The sequence below is a fragment of the Modicisalibacter ilicicola DSM 19980 genome (genome assembly GCF_900128925.1).
Lineage (GTDB): Bacteria > Pseudomonadota > Gammaproteobacteria > Pseudomonadales > Halomonadaceae > Modicisalibacter > Modicisalibacter ilicicola.
In genome coordinates this window covers 1-19,155 of sequence record NZ_FQUJ01000023.1, presented here as the reverse complement: position 1 = coordinate 19,155, position 19,155 = coordinate 1, and the positions used below count along the sequence as shown (strand labels likewise).

Annotated in this window: 15 protein-coding genes; 14 read left to right on the top strand and 1 reads right to left on the bottom strand. The window is 63.8% G+C overall.

What is annotated here, in order from left to right:
- The first annotated feature begins 151 nt into the window (after positions 1 to 151).
- The 3 genes from BUA41_RS17685 to BUA41_RS17675 all read left to right on the top strand — a co-directional run bounded on the left by BUA41_RS17685 (position 152) and on the right by BUA41_RS17675 (position 1,988).
- Positions 152 to 640, top strand: coding sequence for a C40 family peptidase (locus tag BUA41_RS17685; protein ID WP_245791956.1), 489 nt, complete (start codon positions 152 to 154; stop codon positions 638 to 640).
- Between the two features lie 108 nt (positions 641 to 748).
- The gene (locus tag BUA41_RS17680; RefSeq protein WP_072825389.1) at positions 749 to 1,306 is read left to right on the top strand and encodes a ferritin-like domain-containing protein; all 558 of its coding nucleotides are present in this window, start codon (positions 749 to 751) and stop codon (positions 1,304 to 1,306) included.
- Between the two features lie 43 nt (positions 1,307 to 1,349).
- Complete coding sequence (locus BUA41_RS17675; protein WP_072825387.1) at positions 1,350 to 1,988, top strand: peroxiredoxin; 639 nt, start codon at positions 1,350 to 1,352, stop codon at positions 1,986 to 1,988.
- 65 nt (positions 1,989 to 2,053) lie between these two features.
- Here the strand turns inward: BUA41_RS17675 and BUA41_RS17670 are convergent, their stop codons facing one another.
- Positions 2,054 to 2,929 carry a DMT family transporter gene (locus BUA41_RS17670; protein WP_072825385.1) on the bottom strand — a complete coding sequence of 292 codons (876 nt, stop codon included), beginning with the start codon at positions 2,927 to 2,929 and terminating at the stop codon, positions 2,054 to 2,056.
- A 752-nt stretch (positions 2,930 to 3,681) separates the two neighbouring features.
- Between BUA41_RS17670 and pgaA the strand changes: the two genes are divergently transcribed.
- The 11 genes from pgaA to BUA41_RS17615 all read left to right on the top strand — a co-directional run.
- A complete protein-coding gene (pgaA, locus tag BUA41_RS17665) occupies positions 3,682 to 6,105 on the top strand; it encodes a poly-beta-1,6 N-acetyl-D-glucosamine export porin PgaA (protein WP_072825383.1) in 2,424 nt (807 codons plus the stop codon).
- A complete protein-coding gene (gene pgaB, locus BUA41_RS17660; protein ID WP_245791955.1) occupies positions 6,102 to 8,048 on the top strand; it encodes a poly-beta-1,6-N-acetyl-D-glucosamine N-deacetylase PgaB in 1,947 nt (648 codons plus the stop codon). Before pgaA ends, pgaB begins: the two co-directional genes overlap by 4 nt.
- On the top strand, positions 8,045 to 9,295 hold the full coding sequence (pgaC, locus tag BUA41_RS17655) for a poly-beta-1,6-N-acetyl-D-glucosamine synthase (protein WP_072825379.1): 1,251 nt from the start codon (positions 8,045 to 8,047) through the stop codon (positions 9,293 to 9,295). The genes pgaB and pgaC overlap by 4 nt, the downstream gene beginning before the upstream one ends.
- Positions 9,285 to 9,677, top strand: a complete 393-nt coding sequence (locus BUA41_RS17650) for a hypothetical protein (RefSeq protein WP_139249169.1) — start codon at positions 9,285 to 9,287, stop codon at positions 9,675 to 9,677. The genes pgaC and BUA41_RS17650 overlap by 11 nt, the downstream gene beginning before the upstream one ends.
- A gap of 345 nt (positions 9,678 to 10,022) precedes the next feature.
- The gene (locus BUA41_RS17645) at positions 10,023 to 11,186 is read left to right on the top strand and encodes a TAXI family TRAP transporter solute-binding subunit (RefSeq protein WP_072825374.1); all 1,164 of its coding nucleotides are present in this window, start codon (positions 10,023 to 10,025) and stop codon (positions 11,184 to 11,186) included.
- Between the two features lie 68 nt (positions 11,187 to 11,254).
- Positions 11,255 to 13,264, top strand: a complete 2,010-nt coding sequence (locus BUA41_RS17640; RefSeq protein ID WP_072825372.1) for a TRAP transporter permease — start codon at positions 11,255 to 11,257, stop codon at positions 13,262 to 13,264.
- A gap of 62 nt (positions 13,265 to 13,326) precedes the next feature.
- Positions 13,327 to 14,472 carry a TAXI family TRAP transporter solute-binding subunit gene (locus BUA41_RS17635; RefSeq protein WP_072825370.1) on the top strand — a complete coding sequence of 382 codons (1,146 nt, stop codon included), beginning with the start codon at positions 13,327 to 13,329 and terminating at the stop codon, positions 14,470 to 14,472.
- 175 nt (positions 14,473 to 14,647) lie between these two features.
- Entirely contained in the window at positions 14,648 to 16,249 is a 1,602-nt protein-coding gene (locus tag BUA41_RS17630; protein WP_072825368.1) for an enoyl-CoA hydratase/isomerase family protein, read from the top strand.
- A 27-nt stretch (positions 16,250 to 16,276) separates the two neighbouring features.
- Positions 16,277 to 17,473: an acyl-CoA dehydrogenase family protein gene (locus BUA41_RS17625; RefSeq protein WP_072825366.1), complete on the top strand. Its 1,197-nt coding sequence runs from the start codon at positions 16,277 to 16,279 to the stop codon at positions 17,471 to 17,473.
- A gap of 9 nt (positions 17,474 to 17,482) precedes the next feature.
- Positions 17,483 to 18,607: an acyl-CoA dehydrogenase family protein gene (locus BUA41_RS17620; protein WP_072825364.1), complete on the top strand. Its 1,125-nt coding sequence runs from the start codon at positions 17,483 to 17,485 to the stop codon at positions 18,605 to 18,607.
- Positions 18,608 to 18,678: 71 nt separating this feature from the next.
- A partial coding sequence (locus BUA41_RS17615; protein ID WP_139249168.1) for an NAD(P)/FAD-dependent oxidoreductase occupies positions 18,679 to 19,155 on the top strand: 477 nt, incomplete at its 3' end.

The window sequence follows — 19,155 nt, the reverse complement described above, 5'->3', positions numbered from 1 at the left end:
ACGACTATAACACTGTTTTATCATGGAGTTCGTTTCAACCCAGGCGACGGTCCGGGGCGAACAGAGGCTCGACCACAATGGCCCGCGGCGCGAAGAGACGCTAGATTATGGGTAAGAATGTCACGACTACCGATACCCACGAAGGTCGCTCATGACGTCATCGTGCATGCTGCGTCGCCGAGTCTGGATCGTCACGTTGCTGATGCTGGCACTCGCCGGCTGTGCCGGTCGCGAGATGAAGGTGCAGGAAGAGGCGTCGACGCCGTCGGCGCTCTCCATCGAACGGGCGATGATCCTGGCCAGTGCTCGCCAGGCGCTGGGGATTCCTTACCGCTATGGCGGCACGACGTCGCGTGGCCTGGATTGTTCGGGCCTGGTACAGATGGCCTATGCCGCTGCCGGTATCCAGGTGCCGCGCACCGCCCATCAGCAGTTTTCCCGATTGCCCGAACGCGACACTGTCCGTCCCGGCGACCTGCTGTTCTTCGGTTCCGGCAGCAAGGCGACCCACGTGGGCATCTACCTGGGCGAACGGCAAATGATCCATGCTCCCGGCAGCGGGCGCCAGGTCACCACCACGTCGCTGGACCTGGACTACTGGCAGAACCGTTATCTTGGTACGGTGGGTCCGGCGCCCTGAGTCTCGATTCGCCCGCCTCCGCCGCTTTCGCCGAGCGACCTCATGGGTCACAGTAGACCCTTGATGTTCTACGCTTGTGTTGGCATTCCCGATTCAAGGAGAGGATTCATGTCCCAGCAACCATTCTTGACCGATGTGAAGACCCTTCGCGAGCGCGCTCGCCAGCATATCGAGCAGGGCGCCGTGACCGAGGGCTACACCGCCGATCGCGAGAACGTGATCAACATCCTCAACGAAGCGCTGGCCACGGAAATCGTCTGCACCCTGCGCTACAAGCGTCACTACTACATGGCCGACGGCCTGAGCGCGAGTATCGCCAAGCAGGAATTTCTCGAACATGCCCAGCAAGAGCAGCAGCACGCCGACTGGCTCGCCGAACGCATCGTGCAGCTGGGCGGCGCCCCCAACTTCTCGCCGGAAGGACTGCAGAGCCGCTCCCATGCAGAGTACGTGGAGGGCGACAGCCTCAAGGAGATGATCAAGGAAGACTTGATCGCCGAGCGCATCGCCATCGACAGCTATCGTGAGATCGCCACCTACCTGGGAGACAAGGACCCCACCTCGCGTCGCATCATGGAGGACATCCTCGCCCAGGAAGAGGAGCACGCCGACGATATGGCGGGACTGCTGGAGGGCATCGAGCGGCTGCATACGAACGACGCCTGATATCCCCCAGACCACAATCCATTTACCAACAAGGAGTTCGACCATGGCAATACAACTCGGTGATACCGCTCCCGACTTCACCCAGGACAGTACCGATGGCCCGATCGAGTTTCACAAGTGGGCAGGCGACAGCTGGGTGGTGCTCTTCTCCCACCCCGCGGATTTCACCCCGGTGTGCACCACCGAGCTCGGCGAGGTCTCGCGCCTCAAGCCCGAGTTCGACAAGCGCAACGTCAAGACCATCGGCCTGTCGGTGGACCCGCTCGAGGATCACAAGGCCTGGGCCGGTGACATCCAGGAGACCCAGGGCTGCGGGCTGAACTTTCCGCTGCTGGCCGATCACGACCGCAAGGTGAGCGACCTCTACGGCATGATCCACCCCAATGCCAACGATACCCTGACGGTGCGCTCGGTGTTCATCATCGACCCCAGCAAGAAGGTACGGCTGACCATCACCTACCCGGCCAGCACCGGCCGCAATTTCGATGAGATCCTGCGGGTGATCGACAGCCTGCAGCTCACCGACAACTACAAGGTGGCGACCCCGGTGAACTGGACCGATGGCGACGACTGCATCATCGTACCCTCGGTCACCAACGAGCAGGCCAAGGAGCTGTTCCCCCAGGGCTGGGACGAGAAGAAGCCCTACCTGCGCATGGTCAAGCAGCCCGACAAGTCGTGAGCCTGCGCTTGCCTCTCTCCACGCCGGCTCAAGAAGCCGGCGTTTTCATGGGGCCGGCATCAAGATCATGATGAGGGGCGAGCCTTGATCGCCACGCGTCGCTCGTGAAAGGCAATGATCAACCCGCTGGCGATGATCACCGCGCTTCCCACATAGACCCAGGTATCGGGCATTTCTCCCCAGATCAACCAGCCCAGCAGCACCGCCCAGACCATCGCCGTGTAGTCGAAGGGGGCGGCGATGGAGGCCGGGGCATGGCGAAACGCCAGGGTAATGAAGGACATCGCGCCCACCCCCAGCACACCCGCGCCGACGAAGCCCACCCAGTGCACCGCCTGGGGGGGCTTCCAGAACAGCGGCAACAGCAGCGCGCTGACGATCAACGGCACCAGGGTGACGTAGAACACCATGGCCCAGAGCTGCTCCCGGCTTCCGTAGCGTCGCGCGGTGATCATCAAGAGCGCGTAGCAGATCGCCGCGATCACCACGACCAGCGCCCCGACCTGAAACCCTGCCGCGCCAGGACGCACCACGATCAGCACCCCGGCGAAGCCGACGAAGGAGGCGATCAGGGGCAAGCGTTCGACGCGCTCGCCCAGCAGCGGTACCGAGAGCAGGGCGATGAACAGCGGCGCGGCGAAGGCGATGGCGGTGACCTCTGCCAGGGGCAGCAGCGTCAGCCCCAGGATGAAGCTGAACATGGTGGCAGTGGCGATCAGACCCCGCAGCAGGTGCACGAACGGACGTCGCGTGCCCAGGGTGCGTATTCCGCCATTGAAACGAGCGATCAGCACGATCAGGGGCACGGCGACCAGGGTGCGGAAGAAGACGATCTGTACCGGCGCGTAGCTTTCGCCCAGCCACTTGGCCACGGCATCGCCCAGGGCCAGAAACAGCACGCCGAGGCACATGTAGGCGATGCCCAACAGCGTTGGTGACATGCGCGACTCCCTGATCGAAGGTCGGAATGGACAATGGCGGCTTGACGGTACCGGTACCAGCTCACTTTACTTGCATCGGGTGGAGAATCGCACGCTGTCCGGCAGGAGGCGATCTCCGGTTACAAATGTTGCTTCGCATCAATCACCGGCGTTTCAAGATGTTGGGCTACCAATTAGCATAGAAACATTTACTACGGAATTTAGCCAGCTCTCATGAGCAAGCTAGCTCTTTCAAGATTCCTCTCATTAGAAAACTCATTGTTCCTGCAGTGCATTTCATCTCGCATCGCCGACCCTTCCCGGGCGCGAAGAAAATCTTTCCAACGCTGATCGCTTCTCTCGTCGGCCTTTTTTATCCAGATTCCATAACAGGTTGCCCTCATCGAGCCGACAGATCACTTCATCCTGGCTTCAATTTGATCAAGGTCATTTTTCCACGAACCCCTACTCATGAATGTTCGGGAAAAATCAGAATTCCAATTTTAAAACTATTAAAAAAATAATTTTTATTTATTAATACATACCCAAACAGTTGCTCTCAAAAAACATCAAAATTACATTAAGAATAATTTAAAAAACCAGCCTTAAAGAATGTCAATACCATCTTGGTGCGTTGCATCATTTCCTCCTATCATGGCCGCGTCGCCGTCGTTTTGTTACAAGATGTACCCAAACGACATTCTCGTGAAACATCACTGCTCATGTAGGCGAAGCGGCGTAAAGACCGCAAGAGGGTTGGGGGGGACAAACAGATGACCAAGGGAAGCTGGGCGCTACTGTGCCTGCTCGGCGTTCTGGGCACCGGCGCCGCGTCGGCCCAGGAAGATGACCTCGATGCACGACGCGAGGCCTGGGTCATCAAGGCCCGCCAGGGCCAGATGGAAGAGGCCATCGCGGGCCTGGCCCGACTCTACGCCAGGACCGGCGACGACGCGGTGCTCGATGACCTGATCGCGCTGCGGATTCGCGACGGACGCTATCGCCAAGCCCTCGAGACCTGCCAGAGCTGCACCCTCGAGGAGTATTCACCGGTCAGTCTCGAAGCGCTCGGGCGCGCTGCCCGGGAGGTCGGCGACCTGGAGCGCGCCCAGGCGTTCTATCAGGCCCTGACACTGGAAGCCCCCAACGAACCCGATGGCTGGCTGGGCTTGGCGCTGACCAACATCGACCGGGGCCATCACGAATCCGCGGGCTGGGCCTTGAGTCGCTTCGAGGAGCGCTTCGGGCGCACGGACGATTGGTTCGAGGCACGGGCCTACCTGGCATCGCGCACCGACGACACCATCGCCGAGCTACGCAATCGGCAACTGCTGGTCGAGCGTCAGCCGAGCAACGAGCAGGAAGTGCAGGCCCTCTATCGCCTGGCGGTGGCCCTGGGTGCCGACAATGCCGCTCGACGCCTGATGCGCGAGCGCCCCGAAGCCTTCACCGACGCAGACCGCCTGTGGCTGCGCTACTACGATGCCCAGGGCAGGATCCGCCTGGCCGAACAGCTGAACGAGCCCCGGCGCGCCCGACAGGCGCTGGAGGCGCTGAACGAGGTCATCACCGCCGAGGAGGCAGCCGACGGCCTGATGCAGCGTGCCGAGTACGACAAGGTGATCGCCCTGACCCTGCTGCGCCGTTTCGAGGAGGCCGAGCTGCTGGCCGCCGACCTGGAGCAGCGCTACGGCCCGCTGCCCAATTACCTTACCGAGGCCCGGGCCGATGCCCTGGCAGGATTGCATCGTCCCGACGAGGCCGCCCGCCTGTATAGAAAGCTGATCGATGCCGACCCCGAGCAGGGTCGCGACCTCGAGGACCCGCTTTACGCCTCGCTGGTCTACGCCTATGCCGATGCCCAGCGCTATGACCAGGCCCAGGCCGTGCTCGAGCGTTGGAAGGCCGAGGAGCCGGCGACACGCTGGAACTTCACCGGTACCCAGCGCATCGACAACCCAAACTACGCGCGTATCCAGCAGCTGGAGACCATGCTCCTGGCCTGGCGCAGTGACGAGCCGCAAGCCGAGGCACGGCTTTCCACCATGCTCGATCAGGCCCCGGGCAATGCCTGGCTATGGCAGAACCAGGGTGATCTGAATCGCTGGCGTGGCATGCCGCGTCGGGCCGAGAAGAGTTATCGCCGCGCCGCCGAACTGATGTCACCGGACGATCGGTACAATGCCGAATATGGCGTACTGCTGTCGCGCCTCGCGCGCGGCCAGTGGCGCGACACCGCGACCGCCATCGAAGGCAAGATCGCCCAGGACCCGCCGAGTGCCGCCCGGGACAATCTCGCCCGGGAATTGCGCGAGCAGCGTGCCGGGGGCCTGATCGTCGAGGCGCGACGCGGCGACAGCCAGGGCCAAGGGGTACAGAGCTCCCGGGACTGGATCTACGAGACGCGCCTCGAAGCCCCGCGCAACGACAAGGGGTCCCGGTTCTTTGCCGAGCGTATCGGCCAGTTCGGCGAATACGACGATGCCTCGCTGTATGCCGCCTACAACGCCGTGGGGTACGAGTTCAATCTCTACCCGGCCACCCTGTCGCTGGCGGCGGGTCGTGGGGCACAGCTCAACGACGCCCCCTTGCTGTGGGGCGAGTTGAGCTACGCCTTCTCGGACCACTGGTCCACCCTCGTCAATGTCGAGATCAACAGCGCCGAAACGCCGCTACGCGCCCTGCGCGACGATATCCACGCCGACCTGTACGGCGTCGAGGCACGTTATACCCGAGACGAGTCGGGCTCCGGCGGTCTCGGCCTGACCCTGCTCGACCTCGAGGACGGCAACCTGCGCCGGGGGATCAGCGGCTATTGGCAGGAAGCACTCTATCGCCACGACCGCTGGCACGTCGAAGGGCGGCTCTTCGCCGGCACCTCACGCAACGACGATATCGAGGCCAGCTACTACAACCCCCGTCGCGACGCCAGTGCCAGCGGTGAGATCGACCTCGGCTATCTCCTCCCCCTGGGCTATCGCAAGGCCTTCATCCAGACCTTGACCCTGGGCAGCGGCACTTACTGGCAAGAAGACTTCGGTAGCGAGGCCACCTGGCAGATCGGCTACGAGCATGGCTGGGAATTCGAACCGGAACTGACCTTCAAGTACGGCATTTCCCGGCAGAAGAACGTCTACGACGGTGTACCCGAATACGGCAACTTCATCAACGCCGGCTTCGAATGGAGATTCCTGTGAGCAAATGGATTGCCGCCCTGCTGGCCTGCGTGCTGGCGATGCCTGCCCTCGCTGGCGAGGGCCCGGCCGAATACAGTGTCATCAGCTACCACGACATCATCGACGTCGCCCAGACCCCCGACATGAAGGTCTACCCGCAGACCATCACCCGGGACATGCTGGTCAGGCACTTCAACCTGATCGACGACCTGGGCTACGAGCCGGTGAGCTTCCAGCAGGTGCTCGACGCCAAGGCCGGCAAATCGCCGTTGCCGGACAAGGCGGTACTGCTGACCTTCGACGATGGCTACCGCAGCGTCCATGACATCGTCTTTCCCTTGCTCAAGCTCTATGACTTTCCCGCGGTCGTGGCCCCGGTGGGCAGCTGGATGGAGGTCCCCGAGGGAGGCGAGGTGCCCTACGGCAACATCATGCTGCCCCGGGAACGCTTCATGAGCTGGGAGCAACTGCGCGAGCTGAACGACTCGCCGCTGGTCGAGATCGCCTCGCATACCCATGACCTGCACTACGGCATCATTGGCAACCCCCAGGGCAACGAGCAGCCAGCGGCAACCACGCCGAAATGGACCCCGGCCGGCTACGAGAGCGAGCAGGAATACCTCGAGCGGGTGCGCAACGATCTCACCCGGGCGCGAGACCAGCTCGAACGCGAGCTGGGCGAGGCCCCGCGGATCATCATCTGGCCCTATGGCGCCTACAGCGAAGCGGTGCTGGATATCGCCGGCGAGGTGGGCATGCCGCACACCTTCAGTCTGTTGGCGAAGATCAACGACACCGACGAGAGCACCCGGGCCATGGGCCGCTACCTGGTCGACCAAGAAACCTCCCTGGAACTCTTCGAGGAGTATCTCGCCGGGCGCACCTGGAAGCGCAAGGCCGAGCGGGTCGTGCATGTCGATCTCGACTACGTCTTCGATCCCGACAAGGCCCAGCAGGGGCGCAACCTCGACAAGCTGCTCGACGAGATCAAGGCCCAGGGCATCAGCACGGTCTATCTCCAGGCCTACGCCGATGTGGACGGCGACGGCGTGGCCGAAGGACTCTACTTTCCCAACGCACACCTGCCGGTTAAGGCCGACCTGTTCAATCGCGTGGCCTGGCAGCTCAAGAAGCGCGCCGAGGTCAAGGTGTATGCCTGGATGCCGGTGATGGCCTTCGATCTGGGTCGGGGCCATGACTACGTCAGCGACGTGCGACTCGGCAAGCCCAACCCGGAACACTACAAGCGGCTTTCGCCCTACGTCGAGCGCAACCGCGAGATCATCAAGGATATCTATCGCGACCTGGGGCTTTATACCAAGTTCGACGGCGTGCTGTTCCACGACGACGCCTTTCTGAGCGACTTCGAGGACGCCAGCCTCGCCGCCCGGAACTGGTATCGCCAGGAATGGGGCCTTCCGGATGCCGTCACCGAGATTCGCCGGGACGATGCCCTGATGACGCGCTGGACCCGGCGCAAGACCCGCTTCCTGATCGACTTCACCCACGCCCTGGGCGAGCAGGCCAACCACTATCGCATGCTCGACAACGACCCGTTCGCCCTGGCGCGCAACATTTACGCACGGCCCATCCTCGAGCCCGAGAGTCAGCGCTGGTTCGCCCAGGACCTCGAGGCCTTCGCCGAAGCCTACGACTATACCGCCGTGATGGCCATGCCCTACATGGAAGGGGCCGACGATCCCGATGCCTGGCTCAGGAAGCTGGCTCGCGTATCGCTCGACAAGGTGCCCGCCGACAGGCTGGTGTTCGAATTGCAGGCCCAGGACTGGCGCGATCAGACGCCCATCCCGAGCGAGCAGCTTGCCCACTGGATGCGGGTGATCCGCCAGGCAGGCATCGAGAACTACGGCTACTACCCCCACGACTTCCTCAACGATCATCCGGACACCAGCATATTGCGCCGTGACTTCTCGCTTTCCTCGACCCTGGAGGCTTCTCGATGAGCGCGCTGGAAGGGCTTGCGCTGTTCACCATCGCCTACCCCAGCCTGATGGCGACGGTATGGATCTGCGGCGGAATCTACTACTACTTCCACTGGGAGCGCGGCCAGATACGAGTTTCCGGGGCCGCCAACGACCCCGATGCGCCCCGGGTGACGGTCCTCGTGCCCTGCCACAACGAGAGCGTGAACATCGACGAGACCATCGGGCACCTGTTCAACCAGAACTATCTCAACCTGGAAGTGATCGCCATCAACGATGGCAGCCGGGACGACACCGGGCAGCGGCTCGACGCCCTGGCCCAGCGCCATCCCGGGCTGAAGGTGCTGCACCAGGCCAACGGCGGCAAGGCGAGTGCCATGAACAACGGCCTGGCGCATGCTACCGGCGAGATCATCGTGGGCATCGATGGCGACGCCGTGCTCGACTACGACGCCGTGAGCTGGATGGTGGAACACTTCATCGCCAGCCCCCGCGTCGGCAGCGTGACCGGCAACCCACGAGTGCGCACCCGCTCGACCGCGATCGGCATGATCCAGACCGGGGAGTTCTCCTCGATCATCGGCCTGATCAAGCGCGCCCAGCGCATCTACGGCATGGTGTTCACCATCTCCGGGGTCATCTGCGCCTTCCGCAAGAGTGCCCTCGACCAGATCGGCGGCTGGAGCACCGACATGATCACCGAGGACATCGACGTCAGCTGGAAGTTGCAGCTCAAGGGCTGGCAGGTGCGCTACGAACCCCATGCCCTGTGCTGGGTACTCATGCCCGAGACGCTGCGCGGCCTGTACAAGCAGCGGCTGCGCTGGGCCCAGGGCGGCGCCGAGGCCTTCCTGAAGCATTTCGGCGAGGCCATACGCTGGCGCAATCGCCGTTTCTGGCCCCTGCTCGGCGAGTACGTCGTCAGCGTCGCCTGGTGCTATTCGATGTTCGCCCTGATCGTGCTGAGCCTCGCCAGCCTGACCTGGCACACCCCGGACTGGAGCACGGCAGCGGCGCTGCTGAGCTGGTCCGGTGGGCTTCTGGTACTGCTGTGCCTGCTGCAGTTCTGCGTGAGCTTCGCCATCGACAGTCGCTACGACCGGGCCATGATCGGCTGCCTGTTCTGGAGTATCTGGTACCCGCTCTTCTACTGGCTGCTGAACATGACCACCGTGATCATCGCATTTCCCAAGGCCCTGGTTCGCCGTCGCGGTCAGGCCGCCATCTGGACAAGCCCCGACAGAGGAGAGTCATTCCGTGAACAATAAGCTCGGTCCCATGATCATCAGCAACCCTCGTCGCCGCGGCTGGGGGTATCGTCTTCGCGATCTCAGCCTGGTACTCGCCACGCTCAGTCTATGGGGGCTGTTCATCGCCCAGACCTACATGACCGTGAGCAGCAGCAACTTCCTGGCCGAGCAGGCCTATGTCCTGAACATCCTCAAGATCACCGCCCTCGACTTCGTGGCCGTGTTCCTGGTCTTGCATGCCTGGGTGCTCTACGAGCGAGTCCTGTTTCGCCTGCGACTGCGCGCTTACCGCCGCGAGCTGGCCAAGCAGGAAGCCCAGCCCAGGCTCGAGGCGCAAGCATCCCAAGTCGAGACGTACCAACACCAGGCAAACGGCTATCACGAACTTGCAACTCAATAGTTCATTGATACGCCCCGCCCCAAGGCGGGGCGTCAACCACTGCACGACTTCCTTCCCGGCCGGCGCCCATTTGTCGTAAACAAAACGCGACGTCCCCCTACTTATCTCGCTTCGAGTACTAGACATTAGTCCTAGTCTGCGCCACGAAATCTTCAGGACACTGGGCTAAACCTTGCATCAGCAGTGACTTGCATCCCTGATCTTGCACCCACCCAGAATTCTCTCGGCGGATACCAAGAGTTCCGTGTTGACAGCGCAACGCGGGGCTCCCTACTATCAAGCCAGTTTGTGAAACGAGATACCGCATAGCAAAACAAGAAGGCTTGCCAAGCCAAGGAGACCCTAATGCACCGTCTAGCTCGCCATGTGCTGTTTGCTTCACTCCCGCTCACTTTCGCTCTTTCCGAGGCGACCCTTGCCAAGGAGGTCGAGCTTCCCAACACCATGGCCTGGACCGCCTACGGCACCAACTCCAGTGGTTATGCCCAGGCCGTCGCCATCGGCGGCATGCTGCAAGAGCAGTACGACACCTCGGTGCGCGTACTCCCCGGTGATAACGATGTGTCGCGCATGACACCGCTGAGAACCGGGCGCGTCGATCTGTGCGCCTGCGGCATCGCCAGCTACTATGGCGCCGAGGGTGTATTGATGTTCGCCCATCCCGACTGGGGGCCCCAGCCGCTGCGTGTCCTGACCACCTCGACCGCCTCATTTGGCCTATCGCTGGCCGTCGCCGGGGACCTGGACGTCAAGACACCGGCGGACCTGAAAGGCAAGCGTGTCGCCTACATCCGCGGTGATGATGCGCTCAACAAGGGCACCGAAGCCTACCTCGCCTTCGGCGGCCTGACCTGGGACGATGTAGAGCGGGTCGACTATCCGGGGTATGCACGGTCGTTCGACGGCATCATCGCCGGCGATGCCGATGCCTCCTTCACGACCACTGTGACGCCACCGGCCCAACAGCTGGCCAGCAGCCCTCGCGGTATCAGCTGGCCAGAGCTGGACCCGAACGACGACGACGCCTGGAAGCGCATGCAAGCAGTAGCGCCCTACTTCCAGCCTCACAAGGTGACCTCCGGTGCCGGGGGCGTTTCCGACGAGAACCCGGTCAACAGCGCCAGCTACCCGTACCCTATCATCGTTGCCAATGCCGATCTGGAGGATGCGACTGCCTACGGCCTGATAAAGGCGCTCCAGGATAACTACGACAGTTACAAGGATAACGCCCCGGGTGCGGCAGGCTATGCGCTGGAAAACCAGGACATGACCTGGGTCATCCCCTTCCACGAAGCGGTCGTCGACTACTACAAGGAAGTTGGCGTCTGGACCGAAGAGATGCAGGCCCACCAAGACAAGCTGGTCGAGCGCCAGAACCTGCTGCTCGAAACCTGGAAGACGTTCACCTCGGGTGACGCCCCGGATGACGAGGAGGCCTTCCGCGATGCCTGGATGCAAGCCCGCGCCTCGGCTCTTCGCGACGCCGGTTTCGAGCCTATCTTCGAGTAACCCCTTGCCGGCGTCCGCTACCTGGCGGACGCCGGCGGTTTCACCATGCCAACCCCTCGGATCCCGCCATGAATCATGCCAGTCAACAAGAGGAAGCCGGCACCGCGAAAGAGCAGGTATCGCAAGTGCGGTCCCTGCCCCATGCACTGCGCTGGCTTCCCGGCACCGTCACCGTCCTGCTCACTTTGATGACGCTGGATTATCTCTTCAATCTGGGATGGCTGACCGTCGTCACGGGCCTGGAGACGCAGTTCTATTACGCGGTGGTGGCCCTGTTGCTGCCGCTGGTCTTCCTGCTCTGGCCGATGTTTCCCTCGGGGCGGAACAAGCCGGTGCCCTGGTATGACTATGGGCTGTTCGCTGCAACGGCCATTGTGGCCGGCTATTTCGTCGTTCAGGCCGAGCCCATTCTCGAGCGTGGCTGGGCCTTTGCCGCCCCCGAGCCGGCGGTGTGGTTCAGCTACGCCTACTGGTTGCTGATACTCGAGGCGGCGCGCCGCGCCGGGGGGTGGCCCATCGCCTTGATCGTGGCGCTGTTCTCCGGCTACCCCATGGTCGCCGACATCATGCCGGGACCGATTCAGGCGTTCCCCTCAACGCTCGAACAGACCGCCATCTATCACACCATGAGCACCGAAAGCATCATGGGGGTGCCGCTGCAGGCCTTTGCTAGCCTGGTGATCGGCTTTCTCATCTTCGGCGTGGTATTGCAGAAGACCGGTGGTGGCGCCTTCTTCATCAATCTCGCCTTCGCCCTGCTAGGTCATGTGCGCGGTGGGCCCGCCAAGGTGTCTATCTTCGCCAGCGGCCTGATGGGCTCCATGAGTGGCAGCGTGATCACCAACGTGCTGACCACCGGGGTGCTGTCGATTCCGGCCATGCGGCGTATCGGCATGAGCCGCTCATTCGCTGGGGGTGTGGAAGCCTGCGCCTCCACCGGCGGGGTGCTGATGCCGCCGGTGATGGGGGCCACCGCCTTCATCATGGCCATGTTCCTCGACGTCCCCTATGCCACCGTGGCGCTGGCCGCGGTCATCCCGTCGGTGTTGTACTTCCTAGGCCTGTTCATCCAGATCGACGCCTATGCCGCGCGCAACGACATCAAGGGGTTGCCCAAGCTCGAGCTGCCTTCGGTCAAGCAGACCTTGAAGGAGGGCTGGTACTTCATCTTCGTCTTCGTGCTGTTGGTATGGATGCTGCTGGTGATGCAGCGCGAAGCCGTGGCCCCCTTCTATGCCACCGCCCTGCTGCTGGTGATCAATCAACTCTCCAAGTCTCATCGCTGGGGCTGGAAAAACGTCACCGATACGCTCAACTCCGCCGCCAAGCTGTTCGCCGAGTTGATCGCCATCCTGGCCGGCGTCGGCATGCTGGTCGGGGCGCTATCGATGACCGGGCTGTCCGGCACCATCGCCAACGACTTCATCCATCTGGCGGGCGGCAGTGTGCCACTGCTGCTGGTCATGGGCGCGCTGACCAGTTTCGTGCTAGGCATCGGCATGACCGTGACCGCCGCCTATATCTTCCTGGCGGTGGCGCTGGCACCGGCACTGATCCAGGGTGGCGGCCTCGATCCCATGGCCGTGCACATGTTCATCCTCTACTGGGGCATGCTCAGCTTCATCACGCCACCGGTCGCGCTGGGGGCCTTCGCCGCCGCCACCGTCGCCGGCGCACGACCGATGGAGACCGGCCTGCAGGCCATGCGCCTGGGCAGCGTGATCTACTTCATCCCCTTCATGTTCGTGCTCAACCCCGCGCTGATCATGCAGGGAACTCCCCTAGGCATCGTCCTGGTGTTCTGTCAGGCCGTGCTGGGGATCGTATTGTTCGCCTCGGCCATGCAGGGCTATCTGATCGGTGTCGGCCGCCTCGGCCATACGCCGGCCATGGAAGTCATCATCCGCAGCCTGGTGCTGATTGCCGGCTTCTGTGTCGCGCTGCCCGGCGGCAAGCCGATCCCTTTCAGCAACCTGGAGCTACTCAGCGTCGGCCTGGCCACCGGCATACCGGCGATCCTGCTCGCCCGCTGGAGCCGGCATCGGGCCATCCCCCGCAACGGCGTGACGCCGCACTGATCTCGACCGACGCCGAGTGATCATCCTCGGCGCCCGCACAACAACAACCTCAGGAGCCTTGCATGCTACGCCAGACCCCTCTATCCCTCGCCACTGCTGCGCTGTTCGGCGCTTTGGCGATCTCCCCATTCGCCAATGCCGAAATGCCCGACACCCTGAACTGGACCGCCTACGGCACCGGTACCAGCGGCCATGCCCAGATCATGGCCATCGGCCAGATCATTCAGCAGCGCAGCGGCACCCAGTTCCGGGTCATTCCCGGCGAGAACGACATCCTGCGCATGACGCCGCTGAAGACCGGCCGCGTCGATCTTTGCGCCTGCGGCATCGCCAGCTATTACGGCTCCGAGGGGGTGATGATGTTCGCCGGCCCCGACTGGGGTCCGCAGCCGATTCGGGTCATCAGCACCTCGCTGGCCTCGTTCGGTCTGGGCATGGCCGTGGCCGGTGACGTGGATGTCGAGACCCCTGCCGACCTCAAGGGCAAGCGGGTCGCCTATATCCGCGGCGATGACGCCCTCAACAAGGCCGCGGAAGCCTATCTGGCCTTCGGCGGGTTGGGTTGGGACGATGTCGAGAAGGTGGTCTTTCCGGGGTACAACAGTGCCTTCGACGGCATCATCAGCGGACGTGCCGATGCCGCGATCACCACCACCGTCACCCCCGCAGCCCAGCGCCTGGCGGCCAGCCCGCGCGGCATACAGTGGCCTCAATTAGCACGCGACAACCAGGCCGGCTGGCAGCGCATGGAGGCCGTCGCCCCCTACTTCCAGCCCCATGAGGTCACCGCCGGTGCCGGCATCCCCGAGGACGGTTATCACAGCGCCAGCTATCCCTATCCGATCATGGTCGCCAATGCCGACCTGGAGTACGACACCGCCTATGGCCTGATCAAGACCCTGGTCGAGGACTATGATCGCTACAAGGATGCCGCACCGGGCGCCGCCGGCTACGCGGTCGAGAACCAGAACATGACCTGGGTGATCCCCTTCCATGAAGCGGTCGTCGATTACTACCGCCAGGCGGGCATCTGGACCGAGGAGATGCAGGCACATCAGGATCAGCTACTGAAGCGTCAACAGTTGCTCGCCGAGGCCTGGGACCGTTACACCGCCTCGGCCCCGGATGACGAAGAAGCCTTCCGTCAGGGCTGGCTGGACGCGCGCGCCGAAGCATTGGAAGCGGCCGGCATGCGCCCGGTTTTCTAAACCGCCGGCGCATCGCGCCAAGGCACTGGTTCAGGCCACCTCCGGGTGGCCTTTCTTTCTGCCTTATGCCGCCCACTTGTTTTGCTTTGCGAAATGCTATTTCAAAATACTTGACCTATTACCCCTACCCCCGCATCATGGCTTTCACTATCCGCCCTGTACGGAGATGTTTCGGATGCAAGATAACCAAGCCCGGCGTGCCGATGCCTCCTCGCCCGTCAGCTATGCCCGTCACGAGCGCGTAGGCGTGATTCGCATCGACAATCCACCGGTCAATGCCCTGGGTCAGGCCGTGCGACAAGGGCTGCTGGACGCGCTGGAGAGTGCTCGCCACGACCATGACGCCGAGGTCATCGTGCTGATGGCCGTTGGCCGTACGTTCATCGCCGGTGCCGACATCCGTGAATTCGGCAAGCCGCCCCAGGCGCCGCTACTACCCGACGTGATCGCCGCGCTGGAAGCCAACGACAAACCCGTGATCGCCGTACTGCACGGCACCGCCCTTGGCGGTGGCCTGGAAGTCGCCCTTGGCTGCCATCTGCGTATCGCCCTCGCCGGCACCCGGGTCGGGCTACCCGAGGTCAAGCTCGGCCTGTTGCCCGGCGCCGGGGGCACCCAGCGCTTACCGCGGCTGGCGGGTGTCGAGTGCGCCCTGGACATGATCACCAGTGGTCGCTTCGTCGACGCCGATGAGGCCAAGACCAGAGGCATCGTCGACGAGGTGGTGACCGGCGAGGACCCGCTCAGCGCGGGTCTAACCGCCGCCGAGCAGCTACTGCAAGGCCACTACGTGCCGCGCGTCAGTGGCGAGCTTCCCGCGCCGGCGACCGATGCGGCCGCCTGGGAGGACTATCGCCAGCGCCTGGCCGACGAGGTGCCCTATCTGTTCTCGCCGTTTCGCATCGTGGACGCCGTCGAGGCAACGACCCGCTTGCCCTTCGCCGAGGGACTCAAGCACGAGCGCGCGCTATTCATGGAATGCATGGATTCACCCCAGCGCGCCGGCCTGATTCATGCCTTCTTCGCCACTCGGGGCACCCACAAGGTGCCGGGCGCCGAGAGCGATGCATCGTTCACCACGCTGGGGCTGGTCGGTCATCACCCGCTGTTCGACGCACTCGACAGCCATGTCACCAAGGCCGGTGTCCGCCTGGTGAATCTCGATGCAGACACCGGCGAGGATATCCAGGCCTGCCTGGTTGCTCCCGATGTCGGCGCTTTTCGGCGTCAGACACTCAGGGACGCCCTGCCTGTCGGTGCCCCCTGGGTCGATGTCGGCACCCCGCATGGCATGTCCGCCGATGCCGGCGATGCCATCCTGATGCTGTCACCCCGCGAAGCGGACCTGACGACCTGTGAACTGGTCGATCGCGCAGACAACCCGGCGCTGATCCAGGCCCTGGCCAACACGCTCAAACGGCTCAAACGTCAGGTGGTCGTCACGCGTCAGGCGAGTGTCATCGCCGCTCTCGAAGAGGCGTTGTCGCGCGTCATCGCCGATGCGCCTGAGACCGTGCGACTCGAGGCTGCCTGGCACGCCGAGGGATGGGATCTTTCCCCCTGGTTGGCCAAGGGCGATGTCCCCGTCGAGATCAGCGACGCGGAGGCCGAGCGCTACCGCCAGCCGCTCGATCTCGCCTGGCAGCAGGTCGCCAAGGCATTCTCTGAAGGCGGCCAGGTGCATCGCGACAGCGATATCGATGTGCTGGCGATTCAGGCCTTCGGCTATCCCCAGCACCTGGGTGGTCCCGCCTTTCGCAGTCTTGCGTCTCGCTGAGCTGCGCCCTTTTTTCTCGAGGTAACCATGAACCTACAGTTCACCCCTGAAGAGAACGCCTTCCGCGAAGAAGTGCGCGCCTTCCTCGCCGACAAGCTGCCTGCGGACATTCAGCGCAAGGTCCGGCTCGGCCAACAACTCAGTGCCGAAGAGCACTTGCGCTGGCAGAACCGGCTCAGCGAACGCGGCTGGCTGGCGCCCGGCTGGCCGGTGGAACATGGCGGCACCGGCTGGAGCCCGGTCGAGAAGCATATCTTCGAGGAGGAGTGCGCCGCGGCCCATGCGCCTACGGTGGTCCCCTTCGGGGTCAACATGGTCGCCCCGGTGATCATCCGCTTCGGCAGCGAGGAGCAGAAGCGCCACTATCTGCCGCGCATCCTCGGCAACGAGGACTGGTGGTGCCAAGGCTACTCCGAACCCGGCGCCGGCTCCGACCTGGCCGGCCTCAAGACCCGTGCCGAACGCGACGGCGATCACTACGTCGTCAATGGCCAGAAGACCTGGACCACCCTGGGTCAGCACGCCAACATGATGTTCTGCCTGGTGCGCACCGATCCCAAGGCCAAGAAGCAGGCGGGCATCAGCTTCCTGTTGATCGACATGAACACGCCGGGCATCAGCGTGCGCCCGATCATCACCCTCGACGGTGCCCATGAGGTCAACGAGGTCTTCCTCGACAATGTGCGCGTGCCGGTGGCCAACCGCGTCGGCGAAGAAGGCGAAGGCTGGACCTGTGCCAAGTTCCTGCTTACCCACGAACGCACCGGCATCGCCGGACTGGGCCATGCCAAGCAGGCACTGCGTCATCTCAAGCACGTGGCGCGCCGCCAGACCCATCATGGCCGCCCGCTGATCGAGTCACCGAGCTTTCGCGAGCAGCTCGCCCGGGCCGAGCTCGAACTGATGGCGCTGGAAGTCACCAACCTGCGTGTGCTCGCCGCCGCCCGGGACGGTGGTGCCCCGGGCGCTGAAAGCTCGCTGCTCAAGATTCGCGGGTCGGAATTGCGTCAGCGCCTCAGTGATCTGACCCGCCGCGCGCTGGGTCCCCAGGCGCTGCCATTCTTCGCCGACTTTCTCGCCGGTGACGACGACAGCCTCGCCGACGACCAGTCCTTCGCTGCCGCGGCAACCGCGCAATACTTCAACCGCCGCAAGCTGTCGATCTATGGCGGCGCCAACGAAATCCAGAAGAACATCGTCGCCAAGACGATTCTCGGCATGTAAGGAGCCGTCATGGACTTTTCCCTGAGCGACGAGCAGCGCATGCTCGACGAGACCGTGACCCGCCTGGTCGCCGATCGCTGCACTCCCGAGCAGCGCCGCAGGCTGATCCAGGAGCGCGGCACCGCGCCCTCCGCGCTGTGGAACACCTTCGCCGAACTGGGTCTGCTGGCCATGCCCTTCGGCGAAGACGCCGGCGGACTCGGCGGCGACGGCATCGACCTGATGCTGATCATGCAGGCACTGGGCCGTGGCCTGGTCCCCGAGGCCTATCTCGACGGCCTGGTAATCCCCGGCACGCTGCTGGCCAGGCTGGCCGACGACACCCTACGCGACCGATGGCTGACATCGCTGCTGGAGGGAGAGCATCAACTCGCCCTGGCCTGGCACGAGGCCGCCAGTCGCTACGACATCGACACTCCGGCCACCCGCGCCGAACGCAGCGACGACGGCTGGCGTCTGCAGGGGCGCAAGCAGGTCGTGCTCAACGCCCCCGGTGCCGCGGCACTGCTGGTCACCGCCGGTCTTGCCGACGACTCGCTCGGCCTGTTCATCGTCCCCGCGGACGCCGAGGGCCTGCAACGTCGGGACTACACCACCCTCGATGACCAGCGCGCCAGCGATATCGACATCGATGTCACCCTGCCCGCCCCGGCCCTGCTGGCCAGCGGCGAGGCCTTACTCGCCGCGCTTGGCGAGGCCCTCGCCCTGGGTCGTGCCGCCCTGTGCGCCGAAGCCGTCGGCGCCATGGAGGTCGCCTGCGAGCAGACGCTGGAGTATCTCAAGGAGCGTCAGCAGTTCGGTGCGCCATTGAGTCGCCAACAGGTGCTGCAACACCGCATGGTCGACATGCGTCTGCATCTCGAGCAGGCGCGTTCGATGGCCATTCTCGCGGCGGCCAGCCTGACGCTTCCCGAGGAGCAGCGCGACTACCGTGTGGCCGCCGCCAAGGCCTATGTCGGCGAGGCCGCGCAGTTCGTCGCCGAACAGGCCATTCAGCTACACGGCGGCATGGGCATGACCGAGGAGTGCTATGTCGCTCACTACGCCAAGCGACTGATCATGCTCGATCACGCCCTCGGCGATCGCGACTATCATCTCGAGACCGTCATGGCGCGCCTCGACTCGGCAGCCTGACCCCCTGGCGCCGGCTTGCCCCTTGTCGCGCCTCGTGAGTGTCGTCATTCACTACCGTCATGGGAGATGACATGGAACGTGAATCAATGGACTTCGACGTAGTCATCGTCGGTGCAGGCCCCTCGGGCCTTGCCGCCGCCTGCCGGCTGATGCAGCAGGCCGCCGAGGCCGAACGCGAGCTCAGCGTGTGCGTGGTCGAGAAAGGCTCCGAGGTGGGGGCGCACATTCTCTCCGGCGCGGTGTTCGAGCCCCGGGCGCTGGACGAGCTCTTCCCCGACTGGAGCGAGCGCGGCGCGCCCTTGACCACCCCGGCGATTCGCGACGAGGTCTATCTGCTCAAGAATGCCGAGGCGGCCCAGAAGCTGCCCAACGCCCTGGTGCCCCGAACCATGCACAACGTCGGCGGCGCGTCGCCCAACTACGTGATCAGCGCCGGCAACCTGTGCCGCTGGCTGGGCGAACAGGCCGAGGCCCTGGGGGTGGAGATCTTCCCCGGCTTCGCCGCCCAGGAAGCCTTGATCGACGACGACGGTATCGTGCGCGGCATC

What these genes read in the sequence shown, in the direction of transcription:
- BUA41_RS17625 (WP_072825366.1), top strand. Translation starts at nt 16,277, where the DNA reads ATGAACCTACAGTTCACCCCTGAAGAGAACGCCTTCCGCGAAGAAGTG.
- pgaC (WP_072825379.1), top strand. Translation starts at nt 8,045, where the DNA reads ATGAGCGCGCTGGAAGGGCTTGCGCTGTTCACCATCGCCTACCCCAGC.
- BUA41_RS17620 (WP_072825364.1), top strand. Translation starts at nt 17,483, where the DNA reads ATGGACTTTTCCCTGAGCGACGAGCAGCGCATGCTCGACGAGACCGTG.
- pgaA (WP_072825383.1), top strand. Translation starts at nt 3,682, where the DNA reads ATGACCAAGGGAAGCTGGGCGCTACTGTGCCTGCTCGGCGTTCTGGGC.
- BUA41_RS17635 (WP_072825370.1), top strand. Translation starts at nt 13,327, where the DNA reads ATGCTACGCCAGACCCCTCTATCCCTCGCCACTGCTGCGCTGTTCGGC.
- BUA41_RS17630 (WP_072825368.1), top strand. Translation starts at nt 14,648, where the DNA reads ATGCAAGATAACCAAGCCCGGCGTGCCGATGCCTCCTCGCCCGTCAGC.
- BUA41_RS17640 (WP_072825372.1), top strand. Translation starts at nt 11,255, where the DNA reads ATGAATCATGCCAGTCAACAAGAGGAAGCCGGCACCGCGAAAGAGCAG.
- BUA41_RS17670 (WP_072825385.1), bottom strand. Translation starts at nt 2,929, where the DNA reads ATGTCACCAACGCTGTTGGGCATCGCCTACATGTGCCTCGGCGTGCTG.
- BUA41_RS17680 (WP_072825389.1), top strand. Translation starts at nt 749, where the DNA reads ATGTCCCAGCAACCATTCTTGACCGATGTGAAGACCCTTCGCGAGCGC.
- BUA41_RS17685 (WP_245791956.1), top strand. Translation starts at nt 152, where the DNA reads ATGACGTCATCGTGCATGCTGCGTCGCCGAGTCTGGATCGTCACGTTG.
- BUA41_RS17645 (WP_072825374.1), top strand. Translation starts at nt 10,023, where the DNA reads ATGCACCGTCTAGCTCGCCATGTGCTGTTTGCTTCACTCCCGCTCACT.
- BUA41_RS17675 (WP_072825387.1), top strand. Translation starts at nt 1,350, where the DNA reads ATGGCAATACAACTCGGTGATACCGCTCCCGACTTCACCCAGGACAGT.